Genomic DNA, 11,595 nt, shown 5'->3' on the forward strand with positions numbered 1-11,595 from the left:
TTTTTTTACATCCCACCGAGCAAGAATAATCTAATTCATAGATATGAATAAAATTCTGTGTTTGGTGGTATGTTTGACCGCTTTCCTTTTTGCCGAAGAAAAGCTCCCGATTTATAAAACGGATGACCCCTCTTCCAAAATTATAGGCTACCTGACCGTTTCGGATGAGGTGGAAGAACTTACGATTCCGCCGAAAAAGAAGAAGGTGGTGAAGTACGTGAAGCAGCGCAATTCTAAAAAGAAAAAACGCGTGGTGAAGTACGAGGAACTTCCACCGGGACCTCCGCCGGAGTATATTCCGGTGAAGACTCGCTTTGCCAAAAAAGGCTATGTACGCCGTGCGGATCTCGCCCGCATGAAGGAGCGTGCAACGGACTTGAGCGGAATCTATTCTTCGCCGACGGGAAGCGTTATTCTTTCCAAATCGCCAAATTCTCCGGGGCGGTTCAATATTGTCATTCAGAACGGACATGGAAGATTCCGTGCTGCGATTTCCATGGGGAACGTGCAGGCGATGAATCAGTTTGGGCATACACGCTTCAACTATGCGGAACCGGGCTGCGTCGTGGATGTGGACTTGTTTGAACGTAAAGTGCGCGTGGCGCAAAAGGGCTGCGAAGAATACAACAGTCCGCAGAATAAGCTTGAAGGCGCTTACAACGATTACAAGGAATACCGTCACCGCGCCGAGGTTTTTAACGATCCGGAGTTTTTCATGACCTTTCGCAAGTATGTTTGGTGTCCGGAAGGTCCGAGTTCTTGCGAAAAAATTCGCGATGAAGATGGCTGTGATGTACAAATTATTTGGAGCAAGGATTCCCGCGGTATGATCGAACGCCACTGCGGCGAACATGTTCACAAGTACCGCCCCATGGAAAGCATGATTCCGCACAAACAGGACTTTTACAAGGGCGAAAAACCGATCATGGTCAAGGCGAAACGCACCGACATGGCGAACGAATGGATGATCTGGTCTTACTATCCGGAAGCGAAGCGCTTTAAGATGGTGCGGTACGGAATGCGTCCAGATGCCGCGTACACGGAAATTTACGAGCCTTAGTTTATAAAAAAATCCCGCGGAACTCCGCGGGATTTTCTGTTCGAAATCAAAACGATTAATCTTCGTCTTCTTCGACCGGAGACTTCGATTCCTGCTTACGCTTGTGCGGATCGAGCGTGATCTTGCGAAGGCGGAGAGCCAGCGGGGTCACTTCGACGCATTCGTCATCATTGATGAACGTAACGCATTCTTCGAGGGTCATGCGGCGGTACGGCGTGAGCTGAATGTTATCATCGGAAGCCTTGGAACGCATGTTCGTCAAGTGCTTGCCCTTCGTCGCATTTACGATGATGTCGGTCGTTCGGTTGTGTTCGCCGATGATCATGCCCGGATAGACTTCCGTTGCTGGCGGAATGAAGAGCGCGCCGCGATCTTCGAGTTTTGCGAGAGCGTAGCTCGCTGCTGCACCCGGCTCCTTGGCGATGAGAACGCCATTCGTACGGGCTGGAATGTCGCCCTTGTAAGGTTCGAAACCGAGGAAGAGGGATTGGGAAATCGCGTAACCCTTGGAAAGGGAAAGGAGCTTTGCACGGACACCGAGAAGACCGCGGCTCGGAATCTTATATTCGAGGTTCACACGGTTGTTTTCGTCGGTTTGCATGTCGACCATTTCGCCCTTGCGACGACCGAGTTCTTCGATGATTGGGCCGCTGTATTCGGACGGAACTTCCACTTTGAAGGTTTCCATCGGTTCGAGAAGCTTGCCCGCTTCGTCCTTTTGGAAAATCACCTGCGGAGAACCGATGGTGAATTCGTAAAGCTCGCGGCGCATATTTTCGACGAGGATCGTCAAATGGAGAATGCCACGTCCAGAAACCTTGAACGTGGACGCACCGTCTGCCTTTTCGACGAGGAGAGCCGGGTCGGCCATGTGAGCGCGTTCGAGGCGTTCCGCGAGGTTGTTGCCTGTGAGGAACTTGCCACCGTCCTTGCCGGCGAGCGGGGAAGTGTTCACCGTGAAGAGCATGGAAATGGTCGGCGGATCGATGTGAATGCGCGGGAGGCTAACCGGCTTGTCTGTAGCAGAAAGCGTATCGCCGATATCGAAGGTTTCAAGGCCTGCGATCTGGATGATTTCGCCAGGGCCTGCTTCGTCGATCGGAGAAGACTGAATTCCATCGTAATGGAGAATCTTCTGGATGCGAATGTTCTTAACCTTCGGGGTATCGGAATCGTTATCGGTCATGAAGCTCTGGGCGACGGTCATGCCGGTTTTGAACGTTCCTTGCTGGACGCGGCCTACCGCCATACGACCGAGGAAGCTCGAATATTCGAGGGTGCTGATCTGAAGAAGCGGTGCTGCATTCGGGTCACCCTTCGGAGCCGGAATCTTGTCGATAACGAGATCCATCAAGATGCGAAGATCGCCATCCGGATCGTCAATTTCCTTGCGGCAGATGCCCTTACGGCCGCTGGCGTACACGCAAGAGAAGTCAAGCTGGGATTCGTTTGCGTCGAGTTCGCAGAAAAGGTCGAATACCTTGTCCAATGCACTGTGCGGATTGCAACCGTCGCGGTCGATCTTGTTGATGACGACGATCGGGGTAAGGCCGAGCTGAAGAGCCTTCTGTGTCACAAAGCGCGTTTGGGCCATCGGGCCTTCGAAAGCGTCCACCACGAGGAGCACGCCGTCAACGGTGCCGAGAACACGTTCCACCTGGCCGCCAAAGTCCGCGTGCCCCGGCGTATCGACGATGTTGATGTGGTACCCTTTATAGTTCACACTGGCGTTCTTCGAAAGAATGGTAATGCCGCGTTCGCGTTCGATAGCTCCAGAGTCCATCACGCGTTCGTTCACTTCTTCGCCTTCGTGGAACGTGCCGCATTGTTTAAGAATCTGGTCCACGAGTGTTGTCTTACCGTGGTCGACGTGTGCGATAATCGCAATGTTTCTGATTTTGTTCTGATCCATCTTGGATGTCCTATTTAAGGTGCTTCCGATTTATTTTGCGGCAAAATTTAGAAAAATTTCAAAGCCTTGGCTTTTGTTTTTATATTTGGGACGTGAATTATTTAGGCATTGACTACGGTGAACATCGCGTCGGGATTGCTTTTGCGGATTCCGAAATGAAGTGGGCGTTTGCCCGTGAAACAATCGATCAGAAGAAGACCGACCTGATGACGCGCCTTTCCGAACTCGTCAAATTGAATAAAATTGACATTTTTGTAGTCGGCATGCCGTACCGCCCCGACGGAAGAAAGGACGGCAAGAACGTGGTCGTCGAAGAATTTGTGCGTAAACTGGCGGAACGCTTTCCCGAAATTCCGATCAAGACGGAAGACGAAGCCTATACGTCGGTTGCCGCCTTGCAGGAAACGAGTTACCTGAAAAAGAAAAAGAAGCAGCAGGACAAGGGCCTTGTGGACCGCCTGGCCGCCCAGCACATTTTGCAATCTTACTTGGACAACTGCTGATTTAGTCCATTAAGCAACGAATAGAAAAGCCATTACGCCGATCGGGAGTCACTAAGGAGGCTTTTCTATCTCGATTGTTTAAATGTATGGCGTCCGAGTAGTAGAGAGTGCCTGCGGTCGTAGAAGTCCAGAAAGAAGTCGATTCCCTGACATACCCAAAATTACCGAGTTCGCCGCTGTAGTGTCCTGCTGGAAGAGCGGAAAAACCATAATCATCGGTGCCTTTTTGGGAAGCCCATGGAATCCAGTCATCGGTTGCCATGAGTAAGTTTCCCGTTGTAGATAGGATAATGCCCGAGTTAGAAATGCCGCCAATGGCGCTTAGCAATGTTTTCCATTCGGGCCATGAAGGAAGGTGATATCCGTGGGGGCAAATTCCAGGAACGGTATCCGGAAGGGCGCTACAGAGATAGTGATAACCGCAATTAATGCCGTTTGCATCATACAGGGCTACGGAATCGATGGCGGCCGCCCAGGAGTAAAGACGACCGTACTTTTTGCAATAAGAGGAGTCGTTCTCGTAACACCAACTTTTGCCCACAAGGCTTGGCGTGTTAACGCTGTCGGAGTAATTGAGGTTTTCCGCCATCCAGGTCTGTTCTCCGATCTTCACGGTCTTGTAAACCTTGCCGTCTCGTTTATCCGTAAAGGAACCCTTTACCACGGTAGAAGGATCGACGGCTACGATCGCGTTAGAAGAGGAACTTGTTGGGGAACTTGAAGAAAGAATTTCTGCTTCAGAAGAACTGCTGGAAATCGCGCTAGAAGAACTGCTTTGGACGGTACGCGAGGAGCTGCTGCGGATGCATCCGTCGGAACTGGTTGGAATAGATTCGCTGGAACTGCTTTGGGAGAAGCTAGAGACGCCGTTTGGGAGGGTGGATGAAGAACTGCTTTGGAGAATGCTCGAAGAAGAATCGGAAAAATCGCTGTGGCTAGGAGCACTTGAATTTTCGTCACAGGCGATCAAAAAAAGTAGCAGACCGATCCATAGCACAACCGATGTTTTTTCTAAAAGCATAGGACCTCCTATATTTTTGATGAATGATAGAAAAATGGTGAAAAAGGTCTATCGGAAACCACGAAGTGTTCGAAATGGAGGAAGGTCTCAGTGGATGGTAATGTATGATGTCAAAAAAACAAAAGCTCCGATTCGACAATGAATCAGAGCTTTATGCGGTCGGACAGACTTGAACTGTCAAGCGATTGCTCGCACTAGCACCTCAAGCTAGCGTGTCTACCAATTCCACCACGACCGCGTTTGAATTGGTTACGGGCGACAATATAGAATAAAATCTGAATTTTGTCAAAGGAAATCGTAAAAAAAGACGCTCGCTTTCGCGAGCGCCTTTGCGCTAGAACAACCTGACTTTTGGAGGTATCAGGTGTTACTGAAAATTTGGAATCCACCGTAAGATTCTTGTGCGTGTTCGCTCAAGTCGAGACCACGGAGTTCTTCCTTCTCGCTCACGCGGAGACCCATCGTCTTCTTGATCACGAGGAAGATGACGCAGGCAGCGAGGAAGCACGGAATCGCGTAAACGATCACTCCGATGCTCTGGGTGAGAACGCTGAAGCGTCCGGTGTAATCGAAGATGCCCACGGCGATCGTGCCCCAGATACCGTTCACGAGGTGAACCGAAAGAGCACCGACTGGGTCGTCCAAACGGAGCTTTTCAAAGAGGAAGACCGCAAGGACAACCAGCACGCCAGCAATGGCGCCGATGATCCAGGAGCTGAGCGGAGAAACCGTGTCAGCTCCGGCGGTAATCGCAACGAGGCCCGCCAAGCAACCGTTCAAAGCCATCGTGGCATCCGGCTTCTTCGAAATGATCCAGGAAGTAGCCGTAGCGGTGATGATGCCTGCAACAGCGGCGAGGTTTGTCGTCACCAAGATGAGTGTGACATCGAACGGATTTCCGCTCAGAGCAGAACCACCGTTGAATCCCCACCAGCCGAACCACAGGATGAACACGCCGATTGTGGCGAGCGGAATGTTGTGAGCCGGGATAGCGTGAGACTTGCCGTTTACATACTTGCCAAGACGCGGTCCAAGGATGATTACGCCGGCGAGAGCGCCCCACCCACCCACGGAGTGCACGAGTTCAGAACCGGCGAGGTCGTGGAACACGTGACCGAAATGCGTTGCAAGGAAGCCGTCTTCAGCGCCGAGCCAGCCGCCGCCCCATGTCCAGGAACCTACGATCGGGTAGACGAAGGCGACGTATACAAGCGTGAACACGAGGAAAGAACTCAGCTTGATACGTTCTGCGACAGCGCCCGAGACGATCGTCGCAGCGGTAGCGGCAAACATCGCCTGGAACAGCCAATCGGCAAAGAGTGTAAAGTGGCCGTTGTATTCCGGTGAGAAGGCTTTCGGGTTGTTAAACCATTCACCGATGCCGAAGCCTCCGAATCCGAGGAAACCGTTAAAGGATCCCGGATACATCAGCCCGAAACCGATGATACCGTAGACGGTAATGCCAATTGCCGGAACGGCGATGTTCTTAAAGCAGATGTTTGCACTGCTCTTGGCACGGCAAAGGCCGGATTCCACGCAGGCAAATCCAAGGCCCATAATGAACACGAGCATCGCACTGATGCAGATCCAGAGGTTTTCGCTCACAAAGAGAGCGTAGTCGGGAGTGACAGTTTCCATTTTTTATTCTCCTTAACCAATTGCTTCCGGGCCAGTTTCGCCAGTGCGGATGCGGACACATTGTTCAAGATTCTGGACGAAAATTTTTCCGTCGCCGATGTTGCCGGTTCGAGCACCTTTGATAATGGCGTCGATGCAGGGTTGCACATATTCGTCATTGAGGGCGATCTGCAGGCGGATCTTCTTCAAGAGCTGTACTTCGGTTTCTGTTCCGCGGTAGCTCGAGGTATAACCCTTCTGCTGACCGCAGCCAAGAACGTTAGTGACGCTCATCTTGAAAATGCCGGCTTCGTAAAGGGATTCCTTGACGCTGCCGAGCTTTTCGGGCTGAATGTATGCGGTAACGACTTTCATTTTCTTTCTCCAGTTTTTGTCGTTGTAAGACCGGTTTGATCTTTTCGCTTTCATACATTGCAAAAGTCGTGCCAATACGGAAAATGGCGAAATTTTCTAAATTTTAATGGTTGTAAATGCAAAAATTGACAAAAATGTGATATAAAATCAACAAAACTACAAAATTGGCAAAATTCAAAAATATTGATTTATTTGTAAAGTGGTCGCCCGGAATCTTACAGATTAACTACTCGCAGCTAGCCTGCTTTCCTTGAATTTGGTCGGTTGCGCTGCAGGTCACAAAAATGTTGATTCAAGCTGGACAGAAGCTCCGAAGACGATTTCTGTCCTTTTCACAGAGCCGATCGTGCAGAACAAGGATGACGTCGAAGACGATCTTCCGGAATACAAGGACAATTTCTCCGGCTGGTTCAGCGAACAGCTCAAGGCTGAATTTGCGGAACAGACGGGCATTACTCCGTCCATCGTGGAGCAGAAGAGCGATGACGCTTTCGATATGACTGTGACGAAGCTCGGCAAGAAGGAATACAAGGTTCCGAATCCGAAGTTTGACGCGATTGGCGTGGGTGAAGGTTTTGTCGTCTCGATCGCTTTCCTCGATATTTCGCGCCTTTCGGAAACCCGCATGATCGTCCCGGGCAGCTTCGAAACCAAGAGCTATTTGCAGTACCTCGGCCAGTATACGATTGCGGATGTGGATGGCAAGAAGGTCGTGACGAGCGGTATGTTCAAGGCTCGCGTGACCCTCGGCTTCGCTCTTCAGAAGGGTGACTGGGAAGAAAACGTAAAGAACCTTGTTGAAGAAATCATCAAGGATACACCGCTCGAAAAGAAGTAATTCTTTTTTCGGTTTTGTTTGGGGAGAGAAATCTCCAAAAAAGAGCCTCTTTCGTTCGAAAGAGGCTCTTTTTTATGGATTACTTTACTCCGTTCGCAATGACACGGAAGATTACTCCAGGTAAATCGCTTGCAGTGCGGCGGCGAGGTAAGCGAAAGGCGCGTTCCAGTTGATTGCCACTTCGTTAGTCGCGTAGCTGCAGTGGGCATCGAGATAAGCGAGGGCTGGCTTGTCTGCTTTGGCGTAATCTTCGCACTTCCAGGCTTCCTTGCCGATATCCTGCTTGCCGAGGTGCGGTCCGCCGACGAGCATTCCCGGCACCGGATCGTCCACGTTATCCGCTTCGCTTGGGCGGTGGTGCGGATGATGCGGATATCTGTCGCCAAAGCCCGTGACGTAAGAAATTTGCAGGGGATTCTTGCCGAGGAGATAATCCAAGGACTGCTGTGCCGCATTCAGATATTTGACGCTTCCCGTTGCCTTGTAAGCGTGCAACAAGATGATGCCGTTGTTTGCGACGGCGCTGTTAGAACCCCAGGTCCAGTTCCACGGATGCATGGCAAGATAATAACCGGCAGAATCGACCGCCTTGAGCAGGCTTTCGGCTTCGTTCAAGAGTATCTGCTTCGCTTTTTCGTGGAGTTCCTTGCCGTAGAGCTTGGCGTCTTTTGCCATTCTGTACACAGCGAGAAAGTTCATGTCGCCCCACCAAGGGCCGTTGCCGTTTACGGGGTTTGCCTTTAATTCGTCAAGATATTTTTTTGACTGAGTTGCACGGTAAAGCTCCGCGGCGGCAAAACGGAATTCATCCTTGCCGTTTTCGTCCGCTGGCTGGTAGCTGCCCGTGTTCACGTCGGCAGGCTGCGAATAAAGGTTTTTCGGATTCTTTTTAGCCCAGGCGTATGCGCGTTCGGCTGCCTTCAAAAGCCGATCTGCGTAGGCTGCATCGAACTTCTTGTAAATGACGGAAGCCTGAGCCAAGGTTCCCGCAAAGTCGAGCGCCGCGGCAATTCCTTTTCCGATGGCGTAGCGGTCCGCTTTGTCGCCTTCCGGCATGACCGTCGAGCTGAACCTTAACGTGGTGAGCTTGTGGAAAACGCTTCCGTCTTGATCCTGCATGTCGAGCATCCAGTCAAGGTTCCAACGGACTTCTTCCAAAATGAGCGGAAGGTTCGGCATTTCGCGTGGAATATCCCACACAAGCTGATCTGCATAGGCGGTATAGTTTTCATAAAAATCGAGCAATGTCGAAACGGTAATTCCCGAATTCACAATGTACTTTCCGTAGTCGCCGGCATCGTACCAGCCTTTGGGGGCGCTGATGGTACGCTTTTCGCCGTAGACCAAAACCTTCGTATCGGGGTGGCCCGCTGCGCGAGCCCATTTGCCTGCATACTTGGAATCGAGCGCGGTGCTCGAACGCTGGAAATAGAACCACTTGAGTGCGGCCTTCGCGACATCTTCGTAAGGACGTTCCGTGATTTGGATCGGGGCGCCGAGAATATCGCCGTTGCGCACGAGCTGATAGGTTCCCGGATTCTGAAGCCTCGAAAAATCGAACGCCTGGACTTCTTCGCCACTTGCGTTCCATTCGTAAACAAGCGGAGCTTCGACCGTCAGCACGCTTTTCCCTGAGCTCATTTCGCGGATTTCGAGCGGGTTCGCATCATTGCCAGGAATGACAGCGAGCTTTTGCGCCTTGGGGGTATAACCCAACTGGTTGACCGCAGGAAGTGCCGCTGCGCAAATGGAAACGCCGATAGCCGGCGAAAGAAAAAGTATGCGTAATCTGAGCATCCAAGACCTCATCCTAAATTTTCTCCGAAAATACACTTTTTGCTTAGAAGAGAGCGTTCTTGTAAAAGATTTATGTTTTCAGGCGAAAACAGCGAAATTTCGCAAAGATTTATGGAATCTGAATTTCGAAAGATCCTGTCCAGTCGCTGTAATCGTTGTCGGCATAGGGCCGTACCGCCGTGATGGTGTACGTGCAGGATGTTGCATCGCTTCCGACATAAAAACTCTCGCTATCTTGTTCGTTCGAAGACAGGGAGAAGTAGGTCGTCGCGTACTTCTTGTAACCGTTATTGCAGACAAGATTGTAGTCCACGTACAGTGTGGGGAGGGAAATGCTCCTGTTGTTCTTCACTACGACGGTGATGTAGGAAGAATAGTTAGACTGGGATTGTTCGAAATAAGCATCGACGATTGTAAAATCATCGCCCGGGATGATTTCGTTGCTTTCGACTTCGAGACATCCGGAAAGCAGTGTGGCGCAGAGCGCGGCGAGTAATAAATGGCGGAGCATGATCCAAACCTCCCTTTGAAGATAAATATAGCTTTTATTTCAGGTCAAAATATGTCAAAATTGCGTTCACCGGCTCCGAGTCGGACCCACTTCTTCGTGGCTCCTCATCCCGCACATTTTACGAGATAACAAAAAAGGCCGCCTAAACGGCGACCTATTTTGTTAGTCGGAATAGCGGGATAAGACGGTCGTTCACTTCGTTCTCTCCCGCCCTTCGGGTTCGCACAGGGTGCGAATCTCTCTTCGCCTTTGCGTTCACTTCGTTCACCGGCTCCGAGTCGGACCCACTTCTCCGTGGCTCCTCATCCCGTAAAGTTCTGAACATAAAAAGAAAAAGGCCACCCAATGGTGACCTTTTTCTTTTAGTCGGAATAGCGGGATAAGACAGTCGCTCACAGCGTTCGCTCCTGCCCTTCGGGTTCGCACAGGGTGCGAATCTCTCTTCGCCTTTGCGTTCACTTCGTTCATCGGCTCCGAGTCGGACCCACTTCTTCGTGGCTCCTCATCCCGCACTGTACAGGAAATAAAAAAGAAAGACCACCATTTGGTGATCTTTCTTTTTTAGTCGGAATAGCGGGATTCGGACCCACGACCTCTTGCTCCCGAAGCAAGCGCTCTACCAGACTGAGCTATATTCCGAGGACGCCCCTATTTTAGAATTTTTTTGGATTCTTTGCAAGGGGTGAATGCGAAAAAAGTGAATTATTTACGTCTTCTGTCACGCGGAATCACGTTGAAGGTATTGTTCTCACCGATTTTCATGATGCTTGAACCGGAATTGTTCGGCTCGGTTTTGTAAAAGACCACTTTATGACGCCAAACGGTAGCCACCTTCTTGTCGATGATGTGCTTCACATTGCCATATTCCGGGTTTCCGCCGCCGTGGATGATGCGCAAAACGGAAAGCCCGGCTCGTTTCATGCCTTCCATCAGGTTTTCGACGGCGGCTGCGGCTTCGTCTGCCACGTAGCCGTGCAGGTCGATTTCTTCTTCGGGTTCCGGGAAGTTCCATGCGGCCGGGTTCTTGCGCGGCTTCTTGAACTTTTTCACCTGGGCGCGCTGTCTTTCTTCTTCGGCCTTGGCGGCTTCAATCACGCCGTCCTTGTCGTGCATCGGGTTGTGATTCATCCATTCGAGTTGGAGCTTTTCGATTTCTGTCAGTTCGTCGCTCATGATGCGTTTCCTATGGTGAAGTTGCGGTGATAATTCCAGGTCCACTGTTCCGGATGTTCCGAAATCCAGAGAGAAATTTCCTCGGCGATTTTTTGCGTTGTGCATTCGGGGGCGGACTTGGGTGCGTAAAAATTTTCGAATCGGATCGTGTGGCCTTCTGCCGTACGGAACGTGCGGAAGGTGACGATTCCTGCTCCCATCGCCATCGCTTTGAGGGGGAGCCTTAAAAAAAGTTCGGTGGGCTGGCCTAAAACCTGGACTTCGTTTCCACGGCCTTCTGTCGCTTGGTCCACGAGCATCGCGAGCACGCCTTTATTCTTGAGAAATTCTCGGAGCGTGTTTGCGACCGAGCTCGTTTCGCGTTCTTCAAGGCCTGGCGTTTTTCGAATGTCGTGCAAGAGTTCGGTCAAAGCCATGTCTGTAAAGCTGTGCGTAAAAAGATAGACGTGGTCCGAGTAGCGGGTGAGTACGCGGTGCATCATTTCGAAGGCGCCCTGGTGAATGCCCATGGCGACGACGGGAATTCCATTTGCAAGAGGCGTGCGGATGACATCTTCGTTTTCAAAATGCACGCTTTGGAGTGCATGTGGTCGTCGGCAAAGGTACCGCAAGCCGTCGAGGTAATTCTTGTACAGCGCATAAAAGACTTGACGGGGTGAAGTCTTTTGAATCATTCCCGTGCTTTGCAAATGTTTTTGAACGCGGCCCCAGGCGCGCTTTGTGTGCAAGGCTTTGTAAATCGGGTAGATCAGCACAAATAAAAAATCCTCCACGAGCTTTGGCATATG

The 11,595-nt window shown here is 51.0% G+C and carries 11 protein-coding genes and 2 tRNA genes; 3 read left to right on the forward strand and 10 right to left on the reverse strand.

Translation table 11 applies throughout. The features are described 5' to 3' along the window. Positions 1 to 64: 64 nt before the first annotated feature. The gene (locus BGX16_RS12380) at positions 65 to 1,060 is read left to right on the forward strand and encodes a hypothetical protein (protein ID WP_241899588.1); all 996 of its coding nucleotides are present in this window, start codon (positions 65 to 67) and stop codon (positions 1,058 to 1,060) included. A 55-nt stretch (positions 1,061 to 1,115) separates the two neighbouring features. Here the strand turns inward: BGX16_RS12380 and typA are convergent, their stop codons facing one another. Continuing rightward, positions 1,116 to 2,972 (reverse strand): translational GTPase TypA, encoded by a 1,857-nt coding sequence (gene typA, locus BGX16_RS12385; RefSeq protein ID WP_100426325.1) that lies wholly within the window; start codon positions 2,970 to 2,972, stop codon positions 1,116 to 1,118. Positions 2,973 to 3,064: 92 nt separating this feature from the next. Here typA and ruvX point away from each other — a divergent pair, with 92 nt between their 5' ends. Further along, on the forward strand, positions 3,065 to 3,475 hold the full coding sequence (ruvX, locus tag BGX16_RS12390; protein WP_157798043.1) for a Holliday junction resolvase RuvX: 411 nt from the start codon (positions 3,065 to 3,067) through the stop codon (positions 3,473 to 3,475). 1 nt (position 3,476) lies between these two features. Here ruvX and BGX16_RS12395 read toward each other — a convergent pair whose 3' ends face one another. The 4 genes from BGX16_RS12395 to BGX16_RS12410 all read right to left on the reverse strand — a co-directional run bounded on the left by BGX16_RS12395 (position 3,477) and on the right by BGX16_RS12410 (position 6,488). Beyond that, positions 3,477 to 4,496 (reverse strand): fibrobacter succinogenes major paralogous domain-containing protein, encoded by a 1,020-nt coding sequence (locus BGX16_RS12395; RefSeq protein WP_100426327.1) that lies wholly within the window; start codon positions 4,494 to 4,496, stop codon positions 3,477 to 3,479. Between the two features lie 154 nt (positions 4,497 to 4,650). Beyond that, positions 4,651 to 4,734 (reverse strand) — tRNA-Leu (locus BGX16_RS12400). A gap of 122 nt (positions 4,735 to 4,856) precedes the next feature. Continuing rightward, positions 4,857 to 6,134 carry an ammonium transporter gene (locus BGX16_RS12405; RefSeq protein WP_100426328.1) on the reverse strand — a complete coding sequence of 426 codons (1,278 nt, stop codon included), beginning with the start codon at positions 6,132 to 6,134 and terminating at the stop codon, positions 4,857 to 4,859. 12 nt (positions 6,135 to 6,146) lie between these two features. Further along, positions 6,147 to 6,488 (reverse strand): P-II family nitrogen regulator, encoded by a 342-nt coding sequence (locus BGX16_RS12410; protein WP_100426329.1) that lies wholly within the window; start codon positions 6,486 to 6,488, stop codon positions 6,147 to 6,149. A gap of 250 nt (positions 6,489 to 6,738) precedes the next feature. Between BGX16_RS12410 and BGX16_RS12415 the strand changes: the two genes are divergently transcribed. Beyond that, positions 6,739 to 7,326 (forward strand): hypothetical protein, encoded by a 588-nt coding sequence (locus BGX16_RS12415; protein WP_100426330.1) that lies wholly within the window; start codon positions 6,739 to 6,741, stop codon positions 7,324 to 7,326. A 111-nt stretch (positions 7,327 to 7,437) separates the two neighbouring features. Here the strand turns inward: BGX16_RS12415 and BGX16_RS12420 are convergent, their stop codons facing one another. From BGX16_RS12420 to BGX16_RS12440, 5 genes are all read right to left on the reverse strand, one after another. Further along, entirely contained in the window at positions 7,438 to 9,123 is a 1,686-nt protein-coding gene (locus BGX16_RS12420; protein WP_100426331.1) for a glycoside hydrolase family 9 protein, read from the reverse strand. Positions 9,124 to 9,232: 109 nt separating this feature from the next. Continuing rightward, complete coding sequence (locus BGX16_RS12425; RefSeq protein WP_100426332.1) at positions 9,233 to 9,634, reverse strand: hypothetical protein; 402 nt, start codon at positions 9,632 to 9,634, stop codon at positions 9,233 to 9,235. A gap of 565 nt (positions 9,635 to 10,199) precedes the next feature. Then, positions 10,200 to 10,273, reverse strand: a tRNA-Pro gene (locus BGX16_RS12430). 63 nt (positions 10,274 to 10,336) lie between these two features. Continuing rightward, positions 10,337 to 10,807, reverse strand: coding sequence for a Smr/MutS family protein (locus BGX16_RS12435; protein ID WP_100426333.1), 471 nt, complete (start codon positions 10,805 to 10,807; stop codon positions 10,337 to 10,339). Beyond that, positions 10,804 to 11,592 (reverse strand): lysophospholipid acyltransferase family protein, encoded by a 789-nt coding sequence (locus tag BGX16_RS12440; RefSeq protein ID WP_157798044.1) that lies wholly within the window; start codon positions 11,590 to 11,592, stop codon positions 10,804 to 10,806. Before BGX16_RS12440 ends, BGX16_RS12435 begins: the two co-directional genes overlap by 4 nt. Positions 11,593 to 11,595: the final 3 nt, after the last annotated feature.

It is taken from the genome of Hallerella succinigenes (assembly GCF_002797675.1).
Classification (GTDB): Bacteria; Fibrobacterota; Fibrobacteria; order Fibrobacterales; family Fibrobacteraceae; genus Hallerella; species Hallerella succinigenes.

Excerpts from the sequence above, each read along its gene's own strand:
- typA (WP_100426325.1), bottom strand. The coding sequence starts at position 2,972 with ATGGATCAGAACAAAATCAGAAACATTGCGATTATCGCACACGTCGAC.
- BGX16_RS12395 (WP_100426327.1), bottom strand. The coding sequence starts at position 4,496 with ATGCTTTTAGAAAAAACATCGGTTGTGCTATGGATCGGTCTGCTACTT.
- BGX16_RS12405 (WP_100426328.1), bottom strand. The coding sequence starts at position 6,134 with ATGGAAACTGTCACTCCCGACTACGCTCTCTTTGTGAGCGAAAACCTC.
- BGX16_RS12410 (WP_100426329.1), bottom strand. The coding sequence starts at position 6,488 with ATGAAAGTCGTTACCGCATACATTCAGCCCGAAAAGCTCGGCAGCGTC.
- BGX16_RS12420 (WP_100426331.1), bottom strand. The coding sequence starts at position 9,123 with ATGCTCAGATTACGCATACTTTTTCTTTCGCCGGCTATCGGCGTTTCC.
- BGX16_RS12425 (WP_100426332.1), bottom strand. The coding sequence starts at position 9,634 with ATGCTCCGCCATTTATTACTCGCCGCGCTCTGCGCCACACTGCTTTCC.
- BGX16_RS12435 (WP_100426333.1), bottom strand. The coding sequence starts at position 10,807 with ATGAGCGACGAACTGACAGAAATCGAAAAGCTCCAACTCGAATGGATG.
- BGX16_RS12440 (WP_157798044.1), bottom strand. The coding sequence starts at position 11,592 with ATGCCAAAGCTCGTGGAGGATTTTTTATTTGTGCTGATCTACCCGATT.